The sequence below is a fragment of the Microbacterium hydrocarbonoxydans genome (assembly GCF_011752045.1).
Lineage (GTDB): Bacteria > Actinomycetota > Actinomycetes > Actinomycetales > Microbacteriaceae > Microbacterium.
In genome coordinates this window covers 90,845-113,430 of sequence record NZ_JAAKXW010000001.1, presented here as the reverse complement: position 1 = coordinate 113,430, position 22,586 = coordinate 90,845, and the positions used below count along the sequence as shown (strand labels likewise).

Sequence of the window (22,586 nt, the reverse complement as noted above, 5' to 3'; positions counted from 1 at the left end):
TCCTAGGCCGACGCCAGCTCTCGGCTCACGCCGATCCACTCGTCGAGCTTCGCGACGGCACGCCCGTCGTCGATCGCGGCCGAGGCCCGCTCGTAGCCCTCGCGCAGACGGTCCAGGATCGGACGCTGCACCTGGCCGGCGTCCTGGGACAGCTCGAAGGCGACGATCCCGGCGGCTGCGTTGAGCAGGACGATGTCGCGGACCGCGCCGGCCTCCCCCTCCAGCGTGCGGCGGAGGATCTGCGCGTTGTGCTCAGGCGAGCCGCCGATGAGGTCGCCGAGTTCGGCGAGCGGGATGCCGAGATCGCGGGGGTCCAGGTCGTGCTCGTGGATGTCGCCGCGCGTGACCTCCCAGATCCGGCTGTGGCCGGTGGTGGTGAGCTCGTCCAGCCCGTCGTCACCGCGGAACACGAGGGCGGTTGCGCCGCGGGTGCGGAACACGCCTGTGATGAGGGGCACCCGCTCGAGCTGGGCGACGCCGACGGCGTTCGCCTCCGCCCTGGCCGGGTTGCAGAGCGGACCGAGCATGTTGAACACGGTGGGAACGCCGAGCTCGGCGCGCACCGGGCCGGCGTGCTTGAAACCGGGGTGGAAGGCGCCGGCCCACGCGAAGGTGATGCCTGTGCGGTCGAGGATCGAGGCGACGGATGCCGGGTCGAGGGAGAGCTCGAGTCCGAGGGCGCCGAGCACGTCGGAGGAGCCGGAGGCGGAGCTCGCGGCCCGGTTGCCGTGCTTGACCACCGGGATCCCGGTCGCGCCGATGACGATGGCCGCGGTCGTGGAGACGTTCACCGTTCCCACCCGGTCTCCCCCTGTGCCGACGATGTCGAGCACGTTCGGCGAGACGGGAAGGGGCACGGCCGCCTCGAGGATCGCATCGCGGAACCCGACGATCTCGTCGATCGTCTCCCCCTTGGCGCGCAGGGCGATGAGGAAGGCGGCCAGCTGGGCGGCCGTGACCTCGCCGCGCATGATCTGACGCATCGCCCACGTGGACTCCCAGACGCTGAGGTCGCGCCGCCCCAGGAGCGTGGTGAGGACGTCGGGCCAGGTCAGGGTTTCAGCCATGTGTGCGATCCTATCGGCGCGGGAAAACGTGCAGGTGGTTCCGTGACGTCCCCCGTCGCGACGGCATCCGCCCGTTTCCGCGGATTCACCGGCGATTCGCAGGGATTTCTTAGGGTCGCCTAAGTGAATGAGGGGCGAAACGGCGGCGGCCGGTGCAAGAATCACGCCCGCGGATCGGCCATAATGGGTACCGTGACGACCTCAGCGACGTATGCCCAGGCGGCGAGAACGATCAAGCGGCCCAACCCGGTAGCTGTCGGGACCATTGTTTGGCTCGGCAGCGAGGTGATGTTCTTCGCGGGGCTCTTCGCGATCTACTTCACCCTCCGCAGCACCTCCCCTGAGCTGTGGGCCGCGCGGACCGAGCTGCTGAACGTCCCGTTCGCGTTCGTGAACACGGCGATCCTCGTGCTCTCCTCCTTCACGTGCCAGATGGGCGTGTTCGCCGCAGAGGAGCTTCAGCCCTACCGCATCGCCAAGGGGCAGAAGAACAGCCACGGCCGCCGTCGCCTGTTCGGCTGGGGCATGGTCGAGTGGTTCTTCCTCACCTTCGCCCTGGGCGCGATCTTCGTCTCCGGTCAGGTCTGGGAGTATGCCCAGCTCGTCACCGAGGGCATGCCGATCAGCGCCGACTCCTACGCCTCGGCGTTCTACCTGACGACCGGCTTCCACGCCCTCCACGTCACCGGCGGACTCATCGCGTTCCTGCTCGTCATCGGACGCGCCTACGCCGTCAAGAACTTCCGGCACAAGGAGGCGACCTCCTCGATCGTGGTGTCCTACTACTGGCACTTCGTCGACGTCGTCTGGATCGTGCTGTTCGTCGTTATCTACTTCCTGAAATAAGAGCGGAGCTGATCCCCGAGATGGCACGAGAGAAGAAGCGCCGTTCCAACGGTCGCCGCAGCCCCCTGGCGGCGGCCGCCCTCATCGGAGCAGGCCTGATGATCACCGGCGCCGTGTACGCCGGCGCATCCGCAGCCTTCGCCGCGACGGACACGCAGACCGCCGCGTCCACCACCCTCACGGTGGAGGACGGCGAGAAGCTGTTCCAGGCCAACTGCGCCACCTGCCACGGCCTCGACCTGCAGGGCACCGCCAACGGCCCGAGCCTCTACGGCGTCGGCGAGCTCGCGACCGAGTTCCAGCTGTCGACCGGACGCATGCCGCTGCAGATGCAGGGTCCCCAGGCTCCGCAGAAGACGCCGCAGTTCACCGAGGAGCAGATCCTCGCGATCGCGTCGTACGTGCAGTCCGAGGCCCCCGGACCGACCTTCCCGGACGAGCACATCCTGGACGGTGAGGGAGACGTCGCCAAGGGCGCCGAGCTCTTCCGCGTCAACTGCGCGATGTGCCACAACGTCGCCGCGGCAGGAGGCGCGCTCACCGAGGGCAAGTATGCCCCGGCTCTCACCGAGACCAGCGCGCTGCACATCTACGCCGCGATGGTCACCGGCCCGCAGAACATGCCGGTCTTCAGCGACATGAACCTGACCGACGAGGACAAGCGCGACCTCATCTCCGCCCTGCTGTACCAGCAGCAGTCGGTGCAGGTGGGCGGCTTCTCGCTCGGCTCGCTCGGCCCGGTCTCCGAGGGCCTTTTCGTCTGGATCTTCGGCATCGGCGCTCTCGTCGCCGCGACCGTGTGGATCACGGCGAAGTCCAACTGACGAATATTCATCGAAGAGGAACGTACGAGGAGCACCATGGCACACGACGACGACTCGCAGGCTCTTGACAGGGCCTACCAGCCCTCTCCGGGGCTGGGTGTCGCAGTCAGCGATCCCGTGCAGAACCCGGGGCTGCCGCCGCACCGCGAGCGGATGACCGACAAGGACCCGCGCGCTGAGAAGGCCGCCGCCCGCACGGTCTACACCCTGTTCTACCTCTCGCTCGCGGCGAGCATCTGGGCGGTCGCCGCCTACATGCTGTTCCCGATCGAGAGCGGCGCTCTCATCGACATCAGGAACAACAACCTCTTCATCGGTCTCGGCATCGGCTTCGCCCTGCTGGCCCTCGGCCTCGGAGCGATCCACTGGTCGAAGGCGCTGATGTCCGACAAGGAGTTCGTCGAGCACCGCCACCCCACCCGTGGCCGCGACTCCACGCGAGAGGCCGCGATCAAGGCGTTCGCCGACGCCAACGAGGAGTCCGGATTCGGCCGCCGCACGATGATCCGCAACTCGCTGATCGCCGCGATCGTCGCCTCGATCGTCCCCGGCGTGGCGCTGTTCCGCGGTCTCGCGCCGCACGCCACCCCCGAGGACCCGGAGGCCGGCGACCCCGTCGTGCTGCTGAAGCAGACCATGTGGGACAAGGGCCAGCGTCTGGTCCGGGACCCCGACGGCACCCCCATCCGTGCTGCGGATGTGACCCTCGGCTCCGCGTTCCACGTCATCCCGGAGGATCTCGCCGAGCTCAGCCACCACGACGGCTACCTCGAGGAGAAGGCCAAGGCCATCGTGCTCATGATGCGCCTGCGTCCCGAGCAGCTCATCGAGTCGGAGGAGCGCAAGGACTGGTCGTACGACGGCATCGTCGCCTACTCGAAGGTGTGCACGCACGTCGGCTGCCCTGTGGCCCTGTACGAGCAGCAGACGCACCACCTCCTCTGCCCCTGCCACCAGTCGCAGTTCGACGTCACGGACCACGCCAAGGTCATCTTCGGCCCGGCCGCCCGTCCGCTGCCGCAGCTGCCCATCACCGTCGACGACGAGGGCTACCTCGTCGCACGCAGTGACTTCACCGAGCCCGTCGGCCCGAGCTTCTGGGAGCGCCATTGAGCACCGCAACGCTGTCCAACCAGGACAAGGACACCAAGGCGCCTCTCGGCGGCCGCTTCGTCGGCGCCGCGTCGAACTACATCGATGAGCGCACCAGCCTCTCCGGCTTCGTCAAGGAGCTGGGTCGCAAGATCTTCCCCGACCACTGGTCGTTCATGCTCGGCGAGATCGCGCTGTGGAGCTTCGTCGTGGTGTTCCTCTCCGGAACCTTCCTGACGTTCTTCTTCCAGGCGTCCATGGTCGAGACCCACTACACGGGCGCCTACGCCCCGATGCGCGGCATCGAGATGTCGGCGGCCCTCGAGTCGACCCTGCACATCTCGTTCGACCTGCGCGGTGGGCTCCTGGTCCGCCAGATCCACCACTGGGCCGCGCTCGTGTTCGTCGCCGGCATCGGCGTGCACATGCTCCGCGTGTTCTTCACCGGCGCGTTCCGCAAGCCGCGCGAGCTCAACTGGGTGATCGGCTTCGTGCTGTTCATCCTCGCGATGGCCGAAGGCTTCACCGGCTACTCGCTCCCCGACGACCTGCTCTCGGGCAACGGCCTCCGCATCATCGACGGCATGATCAAGGGCTTCCCGCTCGTCGGCACCTGGACCTCGTTCCTGCTGTTCGGCGGCGAGTTCCCGGGCACCGACATCGTCGGCCGTCTGTACACGCTGCACATCCTGCTGCTGCCGCTGCTGGTGATCGCGTTCATCGTGGTCCACCTCATGCTGATGGTCATCAACAAGCACACGCAGTTCGCCGGCCCCGGTCGCACGAACGACAACGTCGTCGGCTACCCGATGATGCCGGTCTACATGTCGAAGATGGGCGGCTACCTGTTCATCGTCTTCGGCACCATCGTGCTGATCGCGACGTTCTTCCAGATCAACCCGATCTGGAACTACGGCCCCTACGACCCGTCCCCCGTGTCCGCAGGCACCCAGCCCGACTGGTACATCGGCTTCGCCGACGGCGCGCTGCGCCTGGCTCCGTCGAACCTGGACATCGTCTTCCTCGGCCACACCTGGTCGTTCGGCATCCTGATCCCCGTGATCGTGCTGGGCCTGTTCATCGTGCTCGTCGCCCTCTACCCGTTCATCGAGGCGTGGATCACGGGCGACAAGCGCGAGCACCACATCGCCCAGCGTCCGCGCAACGCCGCCACCCGCACCGCGATCGGCGCGGCCGGTGTCACGTTCTACGCGGTCCTGTGGGCCGCCGCCGGATCCGACCTCATCGCGACGCATTTCATGGTCACGATGGAGGGCGTCATCCGCACCCTGCAGGTGGGTCTGTTCCTCGGCCCTGTGCTCGCCTACTTCGTCACGAAGCGCATCGCGATCGCGCTGCAGAAGAAGGACCGCGAGATCGTCCTGCACGGGTACGAGTCGGGACGCATCGTCCGCCTCCCCGGCGGCGAGTTCATCGAGGTGCACCAGCCGGTCGACAAGTACGACCGCTGGAAGCTCATCGACGTCGACGCCTATGAGCCGCTCGTCGTGCGCCCCAACGACAAGGGACGTATCCCGTGGACGGAGAACCTCCGTTCGTCGATCTCCCGCTGGTTCTTCGAGGACCGCCTCGCTCCGCTCACGCAGGCCGAGATCGAGGCTGCGGATGCTCACCAGCACCACGTCGAGGCGCACAACGAGGAGATCGAGCGAGCAGAGATCCAGGGCGCTCATGAGCGCGCCGGCTTCCCCGACGCCCCGCTGGTGGCCACCGAGGACCACATCGACGAGACGCCGAACACCCCCAGCACGGTGATCGCCACCGAGCCGGTGAAGAAGCCTCGCAAGAAGAAGTCGGAGGACGGCGAGTAATCCCGCCCTCCCTGAACAGAAAGGCCCTGTCCGAATGGACAGGGCCTTTCTGTTCTCGGCGTGGAAGGATCGATACATGGCTTCCGCGAGTCTCGTCATCCGTCCTGCCACCCCCGACGACGCCGTGGCCATCCACGCGATCGAGACCGAGGCGGATGCGCTCCTCGTCGATGCCCTGGGCGCCGTGGACTGGCCGCCGGCGGGCGAGGCGATCGAACGTCTCACGCAGCCCGGGTTCGTCCTGCTGCTCGAGGAGGGCGGGCCCACGGATCGCTCCCCCGTGGGCTTCGTCCACGTGCTCGACGCCGACGGCCACGCACACCTGGAGCAGCTGTCCGTCGTTCCCGCTGCCGGACGCCGCGGTCACGGGCGCCGTCTCGTCGAAGCGGCACTCGAGGAGGCACGAGGCCGCGGCTACACCAGGATGACGCTGCGCACCTACGCCGCCATCTCCTGGAACGCCCCGTTCTACGCCACGTGCGGCTTTCTGGAGAGCATCCCGGAGACGCCGTTCCAGCGTCAGCTGGTCCACACGGAGGCCGCCCTCGGCCTGGATCGCTACGGACGGCGCGTGCAGATGACCGTCGAACTCTGAGTCCGGCGGATTGGCCGGATCAGTACGGCGGGCGACAGGAACAGAACGGCGCCGGGACCCGGGTCCCTTCTAGGCTGGGAGCATGATCGACCGCGCCGACTACTACGCAGCCAAACTCGCCTACGAGACCGATGCCAGCGACGTCCACGCGGCCCGCAAGGCCGGTGAGCGGATCTTCGTGGTCGACGTCCGCTCCGACGAGGCCTGGGCGCAGGGACGGGTCGCAGGAGCCGTCCACATGCACTACAGCGAGATCGCGACGAGGGCGCCGCAGGAGATTCCCGCGGATGCGGCCGTCGTCGTGTACTGCTGGAGCCCCGGCTGCAACGCGGGCGCCAAGGGTGCGCTCGAGTTCGCGAGGCTCGGCTACGACGTCCGCGAGATGATCGGCGGATTCGAGTACTGGGTGCGCGAAGGCTACCCGGTCGAGGATGCCGACGGCGTGCACCATCGCCCTGTCGACCCGCTCACCGGCGTCGCGCGCATCCGCACCCGCGCCTGACCGGAGCTGGCTCGCCGGTCGAACCTGATCCGGCAGACGCGCCCCGCGACATGCAGAAGGCCCCAGGATCTCTCCTGGGGCCTTCTGCATGAGTCGTGCTCAGCGGGCGAAGTGTCCGCGGTAGTACTCGTAGACCCAGCCGACGATCGCCACGACGAAGATGGCCAGGCCGATCGGCAGCAGGAAGTGTCCGACGGCGAGGCCGATGACGAACACGGCGGCCGAGCCGGCGAGGATGATCGGCCACCACGACCACGGGCTGAACTCTCCGAGCTCCGGGTCGCCGTCGTCGATGTCAGCGGTGAGGATGTCCTCAGGCAGCTCGCCATGCTGAGCGGCGTGCGTCCGGTCGAGGTAGAACGCGATCATCGCGCCCATGAAGGCGGTGAAGAACAGGGCGACGGTGCCGACCCATTCGATCTGCTTGACGAGTTCCACACCCGGGTGAGCGAGGATGTTCCAGCCCGTGTAGATGACTCCCACGAGGGCGAAGAACGCCGTGAGGATCCACCAGAGGATGACGTTGTCGCGCATGGGTCAGTGGCCCTCTCGCTCGCCGGGGGCGGTGGTCGCGAACTCGGCCGCCTCCGGGTGGTTCAGGTCGAATGCCGGACGCTCGCTGCGGATGCGCGGGATCGACGTGAAGTTGTGACGCGGCGGCGGGCAGGAGGTCGCCCACTCGAGCGACGCGCCGTAGCCCCACGGGTCGTTGACCGTGACCTTCGGCGCCTTGCGCGCCGTGATCCACACGTTCAGGAAGAACGGCAGCATCGATGCGCCGAGGATGATCGCGCCGATCGTCGAGACCTGGTTCTGCCAGGCCCAGCCGTCGGCCGCGGAGTAGTCCGCGTAGCGGCGCACCATGCCGTCGACGCCCAGCCAGTGCTGGATGAGGAAGGTCATGTGGAACCCGATGAACAGCATCCAGAAGTGGATGTAGCCGAGGCGCTCGTTGAGCATCCGCCCCGTCCACTTCGGCCACCAGAAGTAGAATCCGGCGAACATCGCGAAAACGACGGTTCCGAAGACGACGTAGTGGAAGTGCGCGACGACGAAGTACGAGTCGGACAGCGCGAAGTCCAGCGGCGGGGCCGCGAGGATGACGCCGGTCAGACCGCCGAAGACGAACGACACGAGGAAGCCGAGGGCGAAGACCATCGGGGTCTCGAAGGTGACGGATCCGCGCCAGAGGGTGCCGATCCAGTTGAAGATCTTCACACCGGTCGGGACGGCGATGAGCATCGTCATCAGTGCGAAGAACGGCAGCAGCACCGATCCGGTGACGTACATGTGGTGAGCCCACACGGCGACCGAGAGAGCCGCGATCGCGATGGTCGCATAGACGAGGGTCTTGTATCCGAAGATCGGCTTGCGGCTGAACACCGGGAAGATCTCCGAGACGATGCCGAAGAACGGCAGGGCGATGATGTACACCTCGGGGTGACCGAAGAACCAGAACAGGTGCTGCCAGAGCAGGACCCCGCCGTTGGCCGGGTCGTAGATGTGGGCGCCGAGCACGCGGTCCGCACCGGCGGCGAAGATCGCCGCGGCGAGCACCGGGAACGCCATCAGGATGAGGAGGCTCGTGATGAGCGTGTTCCACGAGAAGATCGGCATCCGCCACATCGTCATGCCCGGAGCGCGCATCGTGATGACGGTCGTGATGAAGTTCACGGCGCCGAGGATCGTTCCGAAGCCGGAGATCCCCAGACCCATCATCCAGAGGTTTCCGCCGGCGCCCGGCGAGAACGAGGCGCTGGCCAGCGGCTGATACGCGAACCATCCGAACGAAGCCGCACCCTGCGGGGTGAGGAAGCCGGCCACGGCGATCGTCGAGCCGAAGAGGAACAGCCAGAAGGCGAACGCGTTCAGACGCGGGAACGCCACGTCGGGTGCGCCGATCTGCAGCGGGAGGATGGCGTTCGCGAAGCCGGCGAAGAGCGGCGTCGCGAACATGAGCAGCATGATCGTGCCGTGCATCGTGAACAGCTGGTTGTACTGCTCCTTGGTGGGGATGATCTGCATCCCCGGAGCGAACAGCTCCGCACGGATGACGAGCGCCATCACGCCGCCGAGGAGGAAGAACAGCACGGACGCGATCAGGTACATGTACCCGATGGTCTTGTGGTCGGTGGAGGTGATCCACTTGACGACGATGTTGCCCTTCTGCTCGACGCGCGAGGAGCTCATCAGAGCGGCCTGGCGTGCGGGCAGGGTGGTCGGGCGGGAGCGGTGTGCCTCGTCGGTGCGGGGTGCCTCAGTGGTCGACATGGCTTACTCCTCTCCTTCCTCGGAGTCGGTCTTCTCGGTGGTGCCGGGGAAGTTCGCCAGACGGTCGTAGGCGTCGGTGATGTCGCCGGTGTTGCCCTGCTCCTCGAGCGAGGCGAGGTAGGCGTCGTACTCGGCCTGGGAGACGACCTTCACGTTGAAGAGCATCATCGAGTGGTACTCGCCGCAGAGCTCGGCGCACTTGCCGGCGTACTCGCCCTCGCGGGTCGGGATGAACGACCAGGAGTTGTCCTTCCCGATGTACATGTCCTTCTTGTAGAGGAAGTCGATGATCCAGAAGGAGTGGATGACGTCACGCGACTGCAGTTCGATCGTGACCTTCTTGTCGACAGGGAGCACCAGCGTCGGCAGCTGCGCCTGATCGATGTTGCCGTCCTTGTCGGGCTGGGCCTGGATGCCCATGGACCAGACGGCGTCGGAGTTGTCCTCCTGGTCGCCGTCGTACTGGAAGTCCCACGCCCACTGCTTGGCGATCGCGGTGATCTCGACGTCGGGGTCGTCCCACTTCGCCTCGATCTCAGTCTGATCCCGGGCCGTGAAGAAGAACATGCCCAGCACGAGGATGAGCGGCACGACCGTGTAGAAGATCTCGATCGGCATGTTGTAGCGCATCTGCACGGGCAGACCGCTCTGGCCCTTGCGGCGGCGGTACGCGATCGCGGCCCAGGCCATCAGACCCCACGTGATCACGCCGACCGCGAGCAGGACGATCCAGGAGTTCACCCAGAGCGCGGAGACCCGCTCGGTCTGGTTCGTGGCTGCCGGTCCGTCCTCCACGAAGCCCGGGAGGAAGCCGTTCAGCTCGGTGGGAGTACATCCCGCCAGAGCCACGGCTGCCACAACTCCCACAGGGAGTGCGGCCCAACGAAGGCGGCGTTTCGAGGGCACGATGCACCTTTCAGATCGCGGACAGGGCGTACCCAAGTCTAGGGCAACCTCACACCTGATTCATGCCAACCACGCAGGTTGGCGAGGGTATGCGGGTCAGTGGAAGCTGTCTCCGCAGGCGCAGCTGCCGGCCGCGTTGGGGTTGTCGATCGTGAAGCCCTGCTCGGAGATCGTGTCCTTGAAGTCGATCGATGCACCGTCCAGATACGGGACGCTCATGTTGTCGACGATCACCTCGACGCCGTCGAACTCGACGGTCTCGTCGCCCTCGAGGAAGCGCTCGTCGAAGTAGAGCTGGTAGATCAGGCCGGAGCATCCTCCCGGCTGCACGGCGACGCGCAGGCGCAGGTCGTCGCGGCCCTCCTGCTCGAGGAGGTTCTTGACCTTCGTCGCCGCGGCGTCGGTCAGGGTCACGCCGTGGGCGCGGGTGGTGGTCTCTGCGGACAGGGTGGTGTCGCTCATGTCGCTCCTTGTGACGGGCCGCTGTCGCACGGCTGGTGCTTCGATTTTACCTTCTGGCGTGTCGAGGAGGCTCAGCGCACGACATCGTTCATGCGGGCGAGCAGCAGCGCCTCGGTCGCGACGGCGTGACGGAAGGTGTCCAGGTGCAGCGATTCGTTGGGGCTGTGCGCCCGAGAGTGGGGATCCTCGACGCCGGTGACCAGGATCTGCGCCTCCGGGAACTCGCGGACGAGATCGGCGATGAACGGGATCGATCCGCCGACCCCGAGGTCGACGGGAGCCGCGCCGTAGCCGTCGCGCATGGCGTCGCGGGTGAGCGCGACCGCCCATCCGCTGGTGTCGACGAGGAAGCCGTCGCCGAGGTCGACGTCGCTGAACGTGAGCTCGGCGCCGTGGGGCGCGTGCGCGCGCAGGTGCGCCTCCAGCGCCTGGTACGCCTCCTGCCCCGTCTGGCCCGGTGCGACGCGGGCGCTGATCACCACGGTGACCTCCGGGAGCAGGGTGTTGGACGCCGCCTCCACGCTCGTCGCGTCGATGCCGATGACGGTGACCGCGGGCTTGTTCCAGATGCGGCTGAGGATGGTGCCGCCGCCGATCGGCGTTGTGCCCGGCAGGAGACCGGCCTCATCCCGAAGGGTCTCCTCGGTGTACTCCGGCGTCGGCGCGTCGCGCTCGGCCAGCCCGTCCACCGCCACGGAGCCGTCGGCGTTCCACAGGGTCGCCAGCATCTGCACCGTCGCCATCATCGCGTCGGGCACGGCACCGCCGAACATCCCCGAATGGGAGGCGTGGTCGAGGGTGCGGACGCGCACGGTGAACCGGGCGTTGCCGCGCAGCGACACGGTCAGGCCGGGTGTGACCGAGTCCCAGTTGCCCGAGTCGGCGACGACGATCGCGTCGGCGCGCAGCGCCTCCTTGTTGTCGGAGAGGAACTGCGCGAAGGAACGGGAGCCGTACTCCTCCTCCCCCTCGATGAACATCGCGATCCCGAGCTCGAGGTCGTCGCCGAGCACCTCGGACACGGCCCGGATGGAGGCGATGTGCGCCATGATGCCGGCCTTGTCATCGGCGGCTCCGCGTCCGTACAGGCGCCCGTCGCGGACGGTCGGCTCGAAGGGCGGGGTCTCCCAGAGCGCGTCGTCCCCCGGAGGCTGGACGTCGTGGTGGGCATAGAGCAGGATGGTCGGCTTGCCGTTCTTCGCGGCGCGGCGCGCCAGGATCGCGGGCTGTCCGAGCTCGTCGGTGCCGGGTATCGCGGCGCGCAGCACCCGGACCTCGTCGAAGACGCCGGTTCCGGTGGCGAGCGCAGCCACCGCATCGGCGCTGCGCTCCAGCTGCGTCTGGTCGAAGGCCGGCCAGGCCATGCCGGGGATGCGGACGAGATGCCCGAGGTCGCTCAGCGCCGAGGGGATGCCGGATGCGGCGGCCTCCAGGACGGCGGCGTCGCGGTCGCCGGAGGGGTTCGAGGCGCTGGGCAGAGCAGGAGAGGTCATGCGAGTAATCTTAAGGTGAACGACCATCACCGAACCGAGGACCTCGTGGCCACTACCCCTCCCTCCCCTTCGACGAACGACGACGCCCCTGAGACGCCTGCCGTCGGCAAGGGGCGTGCGACGCCGACACGCGCCGAGCAGGAGGCGGCTCGCCGCCGCCCGCTCGTCGCCAACACGAAGGAGGCCAAGGCGGCTGCGCGCGCGGAGCTCAATGAGCGGCGCGCGCGTGCGCAGGCCGGCATGGCCGCCGGCGAGGAGAAGTACCTCCCCCCGCGCGACAAGGGTCCTCAGCGCCGCTGGGTGCGCGACTACGTCGACGCCGGATGGCACCCCGCCGAGTTCGTCATGGGAGTCATGGTGCTCGTGATCCTCGTCTCGCTGCTTCCGCCGGACCTCGCGATCGCGAACTTCGCCGTCGCCTCCTGGGCGTACGTGGTGATGATGGGCTATCTCGTCGTCGCGATCGGCGGCATGATCCTGCTCGGTCTCCGCGTCAAGCGCAAGGCCGCGGCCAGGTTCGGCAAGGACCGCCTCGAGCGCGGGCTCGGCTGGTATGCGGCGATGCGCTCCCTTCAGATGCGGTTCATGCGCCTGCCGAAGCCTCAGGTCAAGCGCGGTCAGTACCCGGCCTGATCTCCTCCGGACGAACAGAACGCCTCATGCTCGACGAGCATGAGGCGTTCTTCGTCTGCCTGTCAGCGACCGATGAGACCCCGGTTGATCTCGCGGCCCCAGAACGGGCCGCGGTAGAGGAACGCCGTGTAGCCCTGGACGAGTGTGGCCCCGGCCGAGAGCCGCTCCTGCACGTCGGCGGCGGTCTCCACTCCCCCGACGGCGATGACGCAGAAGTCCTCGGGCACCGCGGCGCGGACGACGCGGAGCACCTCCAGCGACCGTTCCTTGAGCGGGGCGCCGGAGAGGCCGCCGGCACCTGCGGCTTCGACGGTCGCGGCATCGGTGAGCAGGCCCTCGCGGGCGATGGTGGTGTTGTGCGCGATGATCCCGGCGAGGCCCTCTGCGACGGCCAGCTGCGCGATCGCGGAGATCTCCTCGTCCGGGAGGTCCGGAGCGATCTTGACGAGCAGCGGGGTCTCCCCTGACGCCTCGCGCACGGCGCGCAGCAGCGGGGCGAGCGTCTCGACCGCCTGCAGACCGCGCAGGCCGGGAGTGTTCGGCGAGGACACGTTGACGGCGAGGTAGTCCGCGAGCGGGGCGAGGCGCGTGGCGGAGGCGACGTAGTCGGCCGTGGCGTTCTCCACCTCGACGACGCGGCTCTTGCCGATGTTGACGCCGATCACCGCGTCCGGGGCGCCGCGGCGCAGCTTCGCGAGGCGCCGTGCGGCGGCATCCGCGCCCTCGTTGTTGAAGCCCATGCGGTTGATCACGGCTCGATCGGCGATGAGACGGAAGAGCCGTGGCTTAGGGTTCCCCTCCTGCGGGATCGCGGTGACCGTGCCGACCTCGACGTGCCCGAAGCCGAGGGCCGCGAGCCCCCGCACACCGACGGCGTTCTTGTCGAAGCCCGCAGCGATGCCGAACGGCGACGGGAAGGTCAGCCCGAGCGCCTCCACCTGGAGCGAGGGGTCCGGCTTGGTGAGCGCACGGGTCGCCCAGGAGAACGGCGGCACGCCGAGGACGCGGATCACCGCCATCCCGGCGTGGTGGGCGAACTCGGGATCGAAGCGCGAGAGGACAGCGCGGAAGAGCAGCGGATACATCCCTGCCAGGTTACCGCTCGGACGACTCCGACTTCTCCCGTGCGACGGCGTGATCGGCACGGAGGTCGGTGATGGCGCTCTCGAAGTCCTCGAGCGAGTCGAACGCCTGGTAGACGCTCGCGAACCGCAGGTACGCGACCTCGTCGAGGTCACGGAGCGGCCCCAGGATGGCGAGCCCGATCTCGTTGGTGTCGAGCTGTGACACACCGGTCTGGCGCACGGCCTCCTCCACGCGCTGGGCGAGGATCGCGAGGTCCGCCTCCGTCACGGGGCGCCCCTGGCACGCCTTGCGGACGCCGGCGATCACCTTCTCCCGGCTGAACGGCTCCATCACGCCGCTCCTCTTGATCACGTTGAGGCTCGCGGTCTCGGTCGTGGTGAAGCGACCCCCGCATTCCGGGCACTGCCGGCGCCGGCGGATGGACAGCCCGTCGTCGCTGGTGCGCGAGTCGATGACCCGGGAGTCCGGATGACGGCAGAAGGGGCAGTGCATCTGACCGATCCTACGCGGTGAACCGCGCCTCGATCGCCTCGCCGTGCGCCGGGAGCACCTCGGCGTTCGCGAGAGCGACCACGCCGTCGCGCACAGCCGCGAGGGCCGCGCGATCGTAGGAGATGACCTGCTGAGGCCGGAGGAACGTGTAGGCGCCGAGGCCGGGTGCGTAGCGCGCCTGCCCCCCGGTGGGGAGGACGTGGTTGCTGCCCGCCATGTAGTCCCCGAGGCTCACGGGGGTCTGATCGCCGACGAAGACGGCGCCGGCGCTGGTGAAGGCGGATGCCGCGTCCTCGGCATCCTCGAGGTGGAGCTCCAGGTGCTCGGGAGCGTAGGCGTTGCTGAACGCCGTCGCCATCGCACGGTCGTCGACGAGCACGATCGCGGACTGGGGGCCATCGAGCGCCACGGCGACCCTGGCCGCGTGCCGGGTGGCGGCGGCCTGCGCCGCGACCTCCGCCGCGACGCGGTCCGCGAGCTCCGGGGCGTCGGTGACGAGCACCGCCGACGCCTGCTCGTCGTGCTCGGCCTGGCTGATCAGGTCGGCGGCGACGAGGCGCGGGTCGGCGGCGGCATCCGCCACGATGAGGATCTCGGTGGCGCCGGCCTCGGAGTCGGTGCCGACGACGCCGGCCACCGCGCGCTTCGCCGAGGCGACGTAGTTGTTGCCCGGTCCGGAGACGACGTCGACCGGATCGAGGCCGATGGAGGGCACGCCGTGCGCGAAGGCGCCGATCGCGCCCGCGCCGCCCATCGCGTAGACCTCGGTGACTCCGAGGAGGCCCGCGGCGGCGAGGATCGTCGGGTGGATGCGTCCGTCCTGGTCGTCCTGCGGCGGGGAGGCGAGGGCGATCTGCTCGACGCCGGCGACCTGGGCCGGCACGACGTTCATGATCACGCTCGACGGGTAGACGGCCTTGCCGCCGGGGATGTAGACGCCGACGCGGTGCACCGGCTGCCAGCGCTGGACGATGCGCGCGCCGGCGCCGATCTCGGTGACCTGGGGCGCCGGCACCTGCGCGGCCGAGGCGGAGCGCACCCGGCGGATCGCCTCCTCGAGCGCCGATCGCACCTCGGGAGCCAGCACGTCGAGGGCCTCTGCGATGTGCTCGGCGGGGACGCGGATCGCGTGGCCGGTGACGCGGTCGAAGCGCTCGGCCTGCTCGCGCAGCGCCTCCTCCCCCCGCTCGCGCACGTCCTCGACGATGCGCGCAGCGGTGTCCAGCGCCTCGGCACGTGCCTGGGCGGCGCGCGGCACGGCGGCGAGCATGTCAGCCGGCGAGAGCTCGCGCCCTCGCAGATCGATCGTGCGCACGGTCAGCCTTTCGTGATGTCGGAGATGTCGTGGAGATAGCCGATCCGGCCGTCGTCATGGCGCACGACATAGGCGCCGCCGCGATCCTCGATGACCAGGGCCCAGGCGGTGGGGCCGATCGTGAACAGGACGTCGCCGCGCTCGTCGTGCACCTCGCGCTCGGTGGCCGCGAGGATCCAGAACGGCTGCGGATCCGGGCTCGTCCTGCGCGGGTTCGTCGCGTCGAGGTCGACGTCGGCTTCGCGGTCCGAATCGGGCGCCGCATCGTCATCCGGCGCGTCGCTCTTCTCGAGCACCTCGGTCTCCGCCGTCGAGGCGCTCTCCTCAGCGGTGGCGCTTTCGTCCGGCGTGACGAGCGCGATGATGCTGTCGGTGTCGGACACGATCTCCTCGCCGCGCGAACGGCGGGCGTAGGACGGGGTGTAGGACTCGTCGGCGGTGGTGTCGCTCGTGCCCGTTCCGCCGCCGGAGGCGTGGGCGATGAGCGGCACCCGGCCCGCGACGTCGATCCTGGCGATCTCGTCGGTGGTCTGCTGGCCGGAGAGCTCCTGGTCCACAGCGGGTGCCGTCGGCTGCTCGGGCGCTGCGGGAGCGGTCTCGGGCCGAGGCCGCGGGATGACGGGGCGGACCGGGTTCGCGTTGCGGTGCGCGAGCGTGACCAGACGTCCCTGGAAGTCCTCGCGCAGCCCGGGGATGATCGGGGCGAACACGGTGAGGACCACCAGCGCCAGCGAGGCGATCAGCTGCACGATGCCGCTCCAGCCCAGCAGCCAGGCGCCGAGGTCGACGGCGTTCTGCACGGCGTTCCAGAGCAGGGTGACCCAGCTCAGCGCGGAGAAGGAGAACGCGACGGAGGCGAACTGGTCGATGCCGAGCGAGCCCACCCGGCGGATGCCCTCGGGAGAGAACCGGCGGAGGACGATCAGGAACACGGCGGCGGTCGGCAGGCCGATCGGAACGACCCACTGCAGCCCGGATGCCCAGACCGACGCCTCGCCGATCACCGGGAAGAAGGAGACGATGAAGGCGACCGCCCAGACGCCGACGATCAGCAGCTCACGCAGGGTGAAGCCGAGGATGCCGTACTCCGGCGTCACCTCGTCGTCGTAGAGGACTCCGTCCTCGATGAACTCGGTCTCTGCGTCGGGATTCTCGGTGTCGGGGGTCTCGGGCAGGTCGGTGCTCATCATGATCCTTTCGTCACGGAACGCGGCGGGGCCTCCGCGCTCCTAACGCGTCCCGATACTACCCGGTCACCCGAGACAGGACGGTCCGAGCAGTGACTTGAGGTCACCGAACAGGTCGGCGGACACCTTCACCGGCATCGGGACGTCGAACACCTTGGCGGTGCCTCCGCGGTACACGCGGAGCACGACCTCGGTGTCTCCGTTGTGCCGGCGGAGGATGTCGGCGAGATCGTTCATCACCCGCTCCGTCGCCCTCTGCTCCGCGAGCACGAGGGCGAGGGGCCCTGCGGCGTCGAACGAGCCGACGTCGGGGGCGAACGCCGACTGGGCATGCAGGTTGAGCCCGTCGTCACGACGGGAGACGCGGCCCCGGACGGCGAGGATCGAGTCCTGCTGCAGCACGTGCTGGAACTCGGTGTAGGTCTTGCCCATGAACATGACCGTCACCTCGCCGTTGAAGTCCTCGACCGTGATCATGCCGTACGGGTTGCCGCTGGCCTTCGCCACGCGGTGCTGGACGCTCGTGACGAGCCCGGCGACGGTCACCTGGTCGCCGTCCTGCATGTCCTCGGAGTTGTTGAGATCGTGGATCGAGATCGACGCGTGCTTGGCCAGCGGCACCTCGAGGCCCGCGAGCGGATGATCGGACACGTACAGGCCGAGCATCTCGCGCTCGAAGGCGAGCTTGTCCTTCTTCACCCACTCCGGGCGATCGGGCACCTTCGCCGGCGGCGCCTCCTCCATCTCGTCGTAGAGGCTGTCGAAGTCGAAGCCGATGGCGCCCTGGGCCTCGTTCCGCTTGCGGTCGACGGCGGCTTCGACGGCATCCTCGTGGATCTCCATGAGGGCGCGGCGGGTGTCGCCCATCGAGTCGAAGGCGCCGGCCTTGATCAGCGACTCGACGGTGCGCTTGTTGGCGACGTGCAGCGGCACCTTGTCGAGGAAGTGGTGGAAGGAGGTGAACCGTTCCTCCTTGCGCGCCTGGATGATGCCGTCGACGACATTGCTGCCGACGTTGCGGACCGCGCCGAGGCCGAACCGGATGTCGTCGCCGACGGCCGCGAAGAAGTTGATCGACTCGGAGACGTCCGGCGGAAGCACCCTGATGCCCATGCGCCGGCACTCGTTGAGGTACAGCGCCATCTTGTCCTTGGAGTCGCCGACGCTCGTGAGGAGCGCTGCCATGTACTCGGCGGGATAGTGCGCCTTGAGGTAGGCGGTCCAGTAGGAGACCAGGCCGTAGGCGGCCGAGTGCGCTTTGTTGAAGGCGTAGTCCGAGAACGGGAGCAGGATGTCCCAGAGCGCCTTGATGGCGCCCTCGCCGAAGCCGCGCTCCTTCATGCCGCCCGCGAAGCCCTCGTACTGCTTGTCCAGCTCGGACTTCTTCTTCTTGCCCATCGCGCGGCGGAGGATGTCCGCCTGGCCGAGCGAGAAGCCTGCCACCCGCTGAGCGATCGCCATGACCTGCTCCTGGTAGATGATCAGGCCGTAGGTCGTGTCGAGGATGTCCTTCAGCGGCTCCTCGAGCTCGGGATGGATCGGAGTGATCGGCTGCTGCCCGTTCTTGCGCAGCGCGTAGTTGGTGTGCGAGTTCGCGCCCATCGGCCCGGGGCGGTACAGCGCGATGACGGCCGAGATGTCCTCGAAGTTGTCGGGCTTCATGAGGCGGAGCAGCGACCGCATCGGCCCGCCGTCGAGCTGGAACACGCCGAGCGTGTCGCCGCGGGCGAGCAGTTCGTACGCGCCGCGATCCTCGAGCGCGAGATGCTCGAGGTCGAGGTCCTCGCCCCTGTTCGAGCGGATGTTGTCGAGGGCGTCGGAGATGATCGTGAGGTTGCGGAGCCCCAGGAAGTCCATCTTGATCAGGCCGAGCGTCTCGCAGGACGGATAGTCGAACTGCGTGACGATCTGCCCGTCCTGCTCACGGCGCATGATGGGGATGATGTCGAGCAGCGGCTCCGACGACATGATCACGCCGGCGGCGTGCACGCCCCACTGCCGCTTCAGTCCCTCCAGACCGAGGGCGCGGTCGAAGACCGTCTTCGCCTCGGGGTCGGTCTCGATGAGCGCGCGGAACTCGCTGGCCTCCTTGTACCGCGGATGCGCGGAGTCGAACATGCCGTCCAGCGGCATGTCCTTGCCCATCACGGGCGGCGGCATCGCCTTGGTCAGCCGCTCCCCCATGCTGAACGGGAAGCCGAGCACGCGGCCGGCGTCCTTGAGCGCCTGCTTGGACTTGATCGTGCCGTAGGTGACGATCTGGGCGACACGCTCGGAGCCGTACTTCGCCGTGACGTAGTCGATGACCTCGCCACGACGACGGTCGTCGAAGTCGACGTCGAAGTCGGGCATCGAGACGCGGTCGGGGTTGAGGAACCGCTCGAAGATGAGGCCGTGCTCGAGCGGGTCGAGGTCGGTGATCTTCATCGCGTACGCGACCATGGACCCGGCGCCGGAGCCGCGGCCGGGGCCGACCCGGATGCCGTTGTCCTTCGCCCAGTTGATGAAGTCGGCGACGACGAGGAAGTAGCCCGGGAAACCCATCTGCAGGATGATGTCGGTCTCGTACTCGGCCTGCTTGCGCACCTTGTCCGGGATGCCGGCCGGGTAGCGGTAGTGCAGGCCCTTCTCGACCTCCTTGATGAGCCAGCTGTCCTCGGTCTCCCCGTCCGGGACCGGGAAGCGCGGCATGTAGTTCGCGGAGGTGTTGAACTCGACCTCGCAGCGCTCCGCGATCAGGAGTGTGTTGTCGCACGCTTCGGGGTGATCGCGGAACATCTGCCGCATCTCGGCGGCGGTCTTGATGTAGTAGCCGTCGCCGTCGAACTTGAAGCGGTTCGGGTCGTCGAGTGTGGAGCCGGACTGCACGCAGAGCAGGGCGGCGTGAGCATCCGCCTCGTGCTGGTGCGTGTAATGGGAGTCGTTGGTGGCGACGAGCGGGATGCCGAGATCCTTCGCGAGGCGCAGCAGGTCGGTCATCACCCGGCGCTCGATGGAGAGGCCGTGATCCATGATCTCGGCGAAGTAGTTCTCCTTGCCGAAGATGTCCTGGAACTCCGCCGCCGCCGCGCGCGCCGCGTCGTACTGGCCGAGCCGCAGGCGCGTCTGCACCTCGCCAGAGGGGCATCCGGTCGTCGCGATGAGGCCCTTGCCGTAGGTCTGCAGCAGCTCGCGGTCCATGCGCGGCTTGAAGTAGTAGCCCTCCATGCTCGACAGGGAGCTGAGCCGGAACAGGTTGTGCATGCCCTGCGTGCTCTGGCTCCACATCGTCATGTGGGTGTAGGCGCCGGAGCCCGAGACGTCGTCGCTCTTCTGGTCGGGAGAGCCCCACTGCACCCGCGACTTGTCGCTGCGGTGGGTGCCGGGCGTGACGTAGGCCTCGAGACCGACGATCGGCTTGACGCCGGCGGCCTGTGCCGCGCGGTAGAACTCGAAGGCCGCGAAGGTGTTCCCGTGGTCGGTCACGGCGATGGCCGGCATCCCGTACTCGGCCGCCGCCTGGGTCATCGCGCCGATCTTCGCCGCACCGTCCAGCATCGAGTACTCGCTGTGGACATGGAGGTGCACGAAGGAGTCGGATGCCATGGTTCGAGTCTACTTTCGGCATCCGACACCGAGCGCCGACGACGGGGTCCTGTGAGAACAGGCGAACACGCGGGAACAGGCGAACCGACCCGCGCTTCGCCTGCTTCCGAGTGTTCGCCTGCGCTGCCGTTGGCGGATGCCGGTGCTACGGTGCCGAGTCCACGATCCGGATGTCATAGGCCGTCCTGCTCTCCCATGCGGGGAGCCCCTCCACCGGGGAGGCCTCGCCCGTGATCGCGCCGGAGGAAGTCGTCCCCACGATGAGTCCGCGCGCTGTGTCGATCTCGATCGAACGCCATGCCGACCACCATTCGGTCGTCCACGTGAAGCGGATCGTCGTGACGTCGCCGTCGACCGCCGTCACGCTCGACCCGTCGAGCAGGGCGAGGGTGCGCAAGGCAGCGGCACGCACGTCGGCCGGAGCGAGAGCGAAGGACGGATCGTCGATCAGCGTCTCGACGATCGAACTGTCGGACGCCGCGCTGTCGGCCGGCTCGCCGACGCGAACGCGGAGCCAGGCGAGAAGCTTCTCAGGTTCCGTGGGCATCTCAGCCCAGAGCTTCCGGGAGTCGAGGAATGCGGTGACCGTGCCGACGCCGTCGACTCCGTCCGCGATCGCGTACTCGCCGCCGGCCGCGCGCACAGTGGAATCCGCTTCGGCGGGCGCCAGGGACGGGTCCTTCGCCGCGTCCGCCCTCGCTTCGTCGGCGCGGTCCCCGTAGGATGCCTCGACTCGCCGCGGACCATCCACCCGGACCCACTCGGCGGTCCTGTCGGCGGGCACATACAGCGTCGATGTCCCTCGAGAGAGCAGCGCGGCTTCGGCATCCGCCCGGTTCCCGTTGTTGAACCGCTCCCAGCCTTCTCCGCTGCCCGAAGGCATGTCGGCATCCCAGAAGCGCAGTCCCTCGTTCGTGGTGGTCACCCGTAGGTACGAGCCAGCCGGAATCGTGATCTCCCCGACGTCGACGACGACGTCCGCAGTCGCGTTCAGCACGTCCGCGGCCGAAGCCGGCGGCGCGTCGACAGGCGCGACCACGGAGCCGATGACGATCGCCGTCACGGCAGCGCCGGCGACGAGCCCGCCGAGCCCGATCCCGGTCCAGGTGCGTCGACGACGTCGCACTGCGTCCGGCCGTCCCGTTCGCGCGACCTCCTGCAGCAGCGCCTGCCGCGCGACTTGCACGGTGTCCTCCGCGAGGTCCGACTGGTCGGCCCCGATCTCACGAACTCGTTCCGAAAGCAGCATCGTTCTCCTCCTTCGCCATCCAGGTCAGCCGGGTCGCACCATGCGATCCTGGCGGTGCGAGCTTGCGCCGGACCCTGTTCAGCCGGGACCTCACAGTGCCCACCGGCACGCCCATGGCACCGGCGATCTGCTCGTATGTGAGATCGGCCCAGGCATGCAGGAGCAGCGTGTCGCGATCCTTCGCCGACAGCGCCGCGATCCGCGGTGCCAGAGCCCGCAGCGCCGCATCCGCGTCCAGGCGGGCGTCGGATGCCGTCTGCGGGGCGTCCGCTTCGGTGGTTCGCGCGGAGGAAGACGCCTCGAACGCGCGCCACTGCCGCGCCTCCGCGGCCCGATGGCTGCGGATCAGCCGCGTCGCGATGCCGAGGAGCCAGGGACGAGCCGACTCCCAGCGGACATCGAACGCGTTCCTCCTCCTGAACGCGACCAGGAAGGTCTCGCTCAGGACGTCGTCGACGGCATCCGCGCCGACGCGCCGTCGGATGTAGCCGCCGACGGGCCGCACATGCCGCTCGAAGATCTCGGAGAATGCCCCGGGTTCTTCGAGCGAACGCTGAATGATCTCGCTGTCTGTGCTCACACTGTGTATTGCCTGTACGCGGGGAAACGGTTCGAAATTCGTCAGGGAGCCGAATCGACGACACTGATCGTGTTCGTAAGCCGGAAGTTCGGCACGTCGTCGAGAACGATCGGGCTGCCCTCCCCGAACGTGCGCGTGCTCGCGATGAGCAGCCCGGTCGCACGATCGATCGTCACAGTCTCCCTCCAGTCGAGAGGGCTCACCGGCCGGAAGCCGAGCGTTACGACGCTCCCCTGGGCTGAGAGGAGCTCCAGCCCCGGCATCAGGTCGAGCGCCTGGTAGAGGGCCGCCCGGAGGTCAGGCGGTGCCGCGTTCAGCTCGAGGGTCTCCACGATGCTCCAGACGATCGCGGAGTCCATGTTCTCCGGCTCGGTTCCTGTCAGCGTGCCCCGGAACCACTCGATCAGCTCAACCGGGTCACGCGGCATGGACGCGCAGTACGAGGCGTTCACGCTGGGGGCGTGCCTGTCAAAGAGCTCGGCGAAGGCCGCCGGCTGCGTCAGAGATCTCTGGATGATCTCGCTGTCTGTGCTCACGCTGTGTATTGTCTGAGCGCCGGCGACGGGTTC

Annotated in this window: 21 protein-coding genes; 7 read left to right on the top strand and 14 right to left on the bottom strand. The window is 68.3% G+C overall.

What is annotated here, in order from left to right:
- Nucleotides 1-2: 2 nt before the first annotated feature.
- Nucleotides 3-1,067, bottom strand: a complete 1,065-nt coding sequence (gene trpD, locus G6G98_RS00575) for an anthranilate phosphoribosyltransferase (RefSeq protein ID WP_067352901.1) — start codon at nucleotides 1,065-1,067, stop codon at nucleotides 3-5.
- Nucleotides 1,068-1,250: 183 nt separating this feature from the next.
- Between trpD and ctaE the strand changes: the two genes are divergently transcribed.
- The 6 genes from ctaE to G6G98_RS00545 all read left to right on the top strand — a co-directional run bounded on the left by ctaE (nucleotide 1,251) and on the right by G6G98_RS00545 (nucleotide 6,758).
- On the top strand, nucleotides 1,251-1,913 hold the full coding sequence (gene ctaE, locus G6G98_RS00570) for an aa3-type cytochrome oxidase subunit III (protein ID WP_067352904.1): 663 nt from the start codon (nucleotides 1,251-1,253) through the stop codon (nucleotides 1,911-1,913).
- Nucleotides 1,914-1,933: 20 nt separating this feature from the next.
- On the top strand, nucleotides 1,934-2,737 hold the full coding sequence (qcrC, locus tag G6G98_RS00565) for a cytochrome bc1 complex diheme cytochrome c subunit (RefSeq protein WP_067352906.1): 804 nt from the start codon (nucleotides 1,934-1,936) through the stop codon (nucleotides 2,735-2,737).
- Nucleotides 2,738-2,773: 36 nt separating this feature from the next.
- Nucleotides 2,774-3,850, top strand: coding sequence for a cytochrome bc1 complex Rieske iron-sulfur subunit (qcrA, locus tag G6G98_RS00560; protein WP_067352908.1), 1,077 nt, complete (start codon nucleotides 2,774-2,776; stop codon nucleotides 3,848-3,850).
- Nucleotides 3,847-5,661: a cytochrome bc1 complex cytochrome b subunit gene (qcrB, locus tag G6G98_RS00555; RefSeq protein ID WP_067352910.1), complete on the top strand. Its 1,815-nt coding sequence runs from the start codon at nucleotides 3,847-3,849 to the stop codon at nucleotides 5,659-5,661. The genes qcrA and qcrB overlap by 4 nt, the downstream gene beginning before the upstream one ends.
- A gap of 76 nt (nucleotides 5,662-5,737) precedes the next feature.
- Complete coding sequence (locus G6G98_RS00550; RefSeq protein WP_067352912.1) at nucleotides 5,738-6,256, top strand: GNAT family N-acetyltransferase; 519 nt, start codon at nucleotides 5,738-5,740, stop codon at nucleotides 6,254-6,256.
- An 82-nt stretch (nucleotides 6,257-6,338) separates the two neighbouring features.
- Complete coding sequence (locus tag G6G98_RS00545) at nucleotides 6,339-6,758, top strand: rhodanese-like domain-containing protein (RefSeq protein ID WP_164233885.1); 420 nt, start codon at nucleotides 6,339-6,341, stop codon at nucleotides 6,756-6,758.
- A gap of 99 nt (nucleotides 6,759-6,857) precedes the next feature.
- On the opposite strand, the gene G6G98_RS00540 is transcribed toward G6G98_RS00545, so the two are convergent.
- The 5 genes from G6G98_RS00540 to G6G98_RS00520 form a co-directional block, all read right to left on the bottom strand.
- Nucleotides 6,858-7,292 (bottom strand): cytochrome c oxidase subunit 4, encoded by a 435-nt coding sequence (locus tag G6G98_RS00540; protein ID WP_067352918.1) that lies wholly within the window; start codon nucleotides 7,290-7,292, stop codon nucleotides 6,858-6,860.
- Between the two features lie 3 nt (nucleotides 7,293-7,295).
- On the bottom strand, nucleotides 7,296-9,029 hold the full coding sequence (gene ctaD / locus G6G98_RS00535; RefSeq protein ID WP_208321403.1) for an aa3-type cytochrome oxidase subunit I: 1,734 nt from the start codon (nucleotides 9,027-9,029) through the stop codon (nucleotides 7,296-7,298).
- A gap of 3 nt (nucleotides 9,030-9,032) precedes the next feature.
- Nucleotides 9,033-9,935, bottom strand: a complete 903-nt coding sequence (gene ctaC, locus G6G98_RS00530) for an aa3-type cytochrome oxidase subunit II (RefSeq protein WP_067352919.1) — start codon at nucleotides 9,933-9,935, stop codon at nucleotides 9,033-9,035.
- Between the two features lie 96 nt (nucleotides 9,936-10,031).
- Entirely contained in the window at nucleotides 10,032-10,397 is a 366-nt protein-coding gene (erpA, locus tag G6G98_RS00525) for an iron-sulfur cluster insertion protein ErpA (protein WP_067352922.1), read from the bottom strand.
- Nucleotides 10,398-10,468: 71 nt separating this feature from the next.
- Nucleotides 10,469-11,890 carry a dipeptidase gene (locus G6G98_RS00520; protein WP_067352930.1) on the bottom strand — a complete coding sequence of 474 codons (1,422 nt, stop codon included), beginning with the start codon at nucleotides 11,888-11,890 and terminating at the stop codon, nucleotides 10,469-10,471.
- Nucleotides 11,891-11,935: 45 nt separating this feature from the next.
- On the opposite strand from G6G98_RS00520, the gene G6G98_RS00515 reads away from it, so the two are divergent.
- A complete protein-coding gene (locus G6G98_RS00515) occupies nucleotides 11,936-12,523 on the top strand; it encodes a DUF3043 domain-containing protein (RefSeq protein ID WP_067353800.1) in 588 nt (195 codons plus the stop codon).
- Between the two features lie 62 nt (nucleotides 12,524-12,585).
- Here the strand turns inward: G6G98_RS00515 and G6G98_RS00510 are convergent, their stop codons facing one another.
- From G6G98_RS00510 to G6G98_RS17095, 8 genes are all read right to left on the bottom strand, one after another.
- A complete protein-coding gene (locus tag G6G98_RS00510; RefSeq protein WP_067352933.1) occupies nucleotides 12,586-13,608 on the bottom strand; it encodes a quinone-dependent dihydroorotate dehydrogenase in 1,023 nt (340 codons plus the stop codon).
- Between the two features lie 10 nt (nucleotides 13,609-13,618).
- A complete protein-coding gene (gene nrdR, locus G6G98_RS00505) occupies nucleotides 13,619-14,101 on the bottom strand; it encodes a transcriptional regulator NrdR (protein ID WP_067352936.1) in 483 nt (160 codons plus the stop codon).
- Nucleotides 14,102-14,111: 10 nt separating this feature from the next.
- The gene (hisD, locus tag G6G98_RS00500) at nucleotides 14,112-15,416 is read right to left on the bottom strand and encodes a histidinol dehydrogenase (RefSeq protein ID WP_067352938.1); all 1,305 of its coding nucleotides are present in this window, start codon (nucleotides 15,414-15,416) and stop codon (nucleotides 14,112-14,114) included.
- Between the two features lie 2 nt (nucleotides 15,417-15,418).
- Complete coding sequence (locus G6G98_RS00495; protein WP_067352940.1) at nucleotides 15,419-16,603, bottom strand: hypothetical protein; 1,185 nt, start codon at nucleotides 16,601-16,603, stop codon at nucleotides 15,419-15,421.
- A gap of 66 nt (nucleotides 16,604-16,669) precedes the next feature.
- Nucleotides 16,670-20,188, bottom strand: coding sequence for a DNA polymerase III subunit alpha (dnaE, locus tag G6G98_RS00490; protein ID WP_067352943.1), 3,519 nt, complete (start codon nucleotides 20,186-20,188; stop codon nucleotides 16,670-16,672).
- A gap of 145 nt (nucleotides 20,189-20,333) precedes the next feature.
- Nucleotides 20,334-21,437: a hypothetical protein gene (locus G6G98_RS00485; protein WP_067352945.1), complete on the bottom strand. Its 1,104-nt coding sequence runs from the start codon at nucleotides 21,435-21,437 to the stop codon at nucleotides 20,334-20,336.
- Nucleotides 21,412-22,017, bottom strand: coding sequence for an RNA polymerase sigma factor (locus G6G98_RS00480; protein WP_067352948.1), 606 nt, complete (start codon nucleotides 22,015-22,017; stop codon nucleotides 21,412-21,414). Before G6G98_RS00480 ends, G6G98_RS00485 begins: the two co-directional genes overlap by 26 nt.
- A gap of 41 nt (nucleotides 22,018-22,058) precedes the next feature.
- Complete coding sequence (locus G6G98_RS17095; RefSeq protein ID WP_067352954.1) at nucleotides 22,059-22,553, bottom strand: hypothetical protein; 495 nt, start codon at nucleotides 22,551-22,553, stop codon at nucleotides 22,059-22,061.
- Nucleotides 22,554-22,586: the final 33 nt, after the last annotated feature.